General features: G+C 63.3%; 1 pseudogene. It reads left to right on the top strand.

Annotated features, from left to right (window positions below):
- Positions 1 to 651 precede the first annotated feature (651 nt).
- Positions 652 to 1,569 (top strand): annotated as a pseudogene (locus tag E3T42_RS06400) (IS1380 family transposase); the annotation flags it as partial.
- Positions 1,570 to 1,665: the final 96 nt, after the last annotated feature.

The following is a 1,665-nucleotide window of genomic DNA, read 5'->3' as shown; positions in this document are numbered from 1 at the left end:
GCGTCCTAACGAAGTCCACTATGGTTATCAACAGTCAGCCCTGGCAGCGTAGAAGAATCCACTAATTCCGCTGTCCGAAATCCCCGCAGCAGCTCAGTCTCGCTCAAGAAGAAACTAACTTCTGTCGAGACGGCCGCGTTGGCCCGCGAAGCTGCGGTCGTCAAGAAAGCGGCTGACGATGCTGCCGCTGCCGCTGCCGCTGCCCAGGCCGCGGCTGACGCCCAGGCCGCCGCAGCAGCACAAGCTGCAGCGGATGCGCAGGCTGCGGCTGACGCACAAGCGGCGGACGATGCGCGCGCTGCGGCAGAGGAGCGAGCTGCCTCTGTCCCCGCTCCGGTAATCCCCCCGCCGTCCTCGGGGAGCGTCGATAAGTACACGGGGTGTCGGGCCTATGGACCTAACGGCACGTCAATCGACGATAAGGGACGCCCGTACACCAAGATTCCGTGTTAGCTGGGTCAGGGGATCTTCAAGACCGTCTGCGGTCGGGTCGTGCCCTGCAGGTGCTCCCTTCTCGGAAAAACGACGTTGGTTGCCATCGCTTACGGGATTGGGATTTAGCGGCGCGTTAAACAGAGAATGCCCGTCTTATCAGGGAAAATTGTTACTTACCACAGTCACAATTCGCTGAGTCAGAAGGGCGTCTCGTAGATGCAAGTTTCGCACACCGCCGCCGCCGTGTCCGCGTCATTCGATGGTTCCAACCTCGTTTCGTCGGCGGGTTTGGTGCCCGCGATGAAACTGGCCGAGAAAGCAGGCCTGCTTAGCCTGGCCGACAGGTGGTTGAGCGTAGCCACCGACAAGGGTGCGAACGCCGGCCTGAAGGTCGTCTCGCTGGTTGCCGGGATGCTCGCCGGTGCGGATGCCATTGATGACATGACCGTGCTCCGTCACGGCGGGATGCGGAAACTCTTCGCCCAGCTTTATGCCCCGTCAACGCTCGGGTCGTTCCTGCGCGCGTTCACCTTTGGCCATGTGCGTCAGCTGGACGCGATCGCGTCCCGGTTCCTGATCAGTCTCGCCGCTCTGAGCCCTCTGATCAGCCCGGAACCCGATGGCGACTATGTGTTCCTGGACGTGGACGACACCATCATCGAGGTCCACGGGCACCAGAAACAAGGCGCCAACTTCGGCTACTCCGGCGTCCGCGGGCTCAACGCGATCCTCGCCACTGTGAAGACGGCCACCGGCACCCCGATCATCCTCGCCCAACGCCTGCGCCGGGGCGCCGCCTCGTCCCCGCACGGCGCGACCCGGCTGATCCGCGACGCCCTCGCCACCCTCAGCCGCCTGCCCGGGATAGGAACCGCCCGGGTCCTGTTCCGCGCCGATTCCGCGTTCTACACTTTCGTGGCCATCCACGCCGCTATGGCTGGCGGCGCGGACGTCTCTGTCACTGCCCGCCTCGATTCCGCCGTCAGGAAGCGCATCGCGGCCATCCCGGCAACCGGGTGGACGCCGATCAAGTACACCCATGCGATCTTCGACGAGGACACCCGAACCTGGATCTCCGACGCCGAGGTCGCCGAGATCCCCTACACCGCGTTCACCTCACGGAAGAAAGCGGACTGAGCTGCTGCGGGGATTTCGGACAGCGGAATTAGTGGATTCTTCTACGCTGCCAGGGCTGACTGTTGATAACCATAGTGGACTTCGTTAGGACGC

It is taken from the genome of Cryobacterium sp. TMT4-10, assembly GCF_004403275.1.
Classification (GTDB): Bacteria; Actinomycetota; Actinomycetes; order Actinomycetales; family Microbacteriaceae; genus Cryobacterium; species Cryobacterium shii.
The sequence above is the reverse complement of the archived record's forward strand: the minus strand, read 5'-3'. Positions and strand labels throughout refer to the sequence as shown.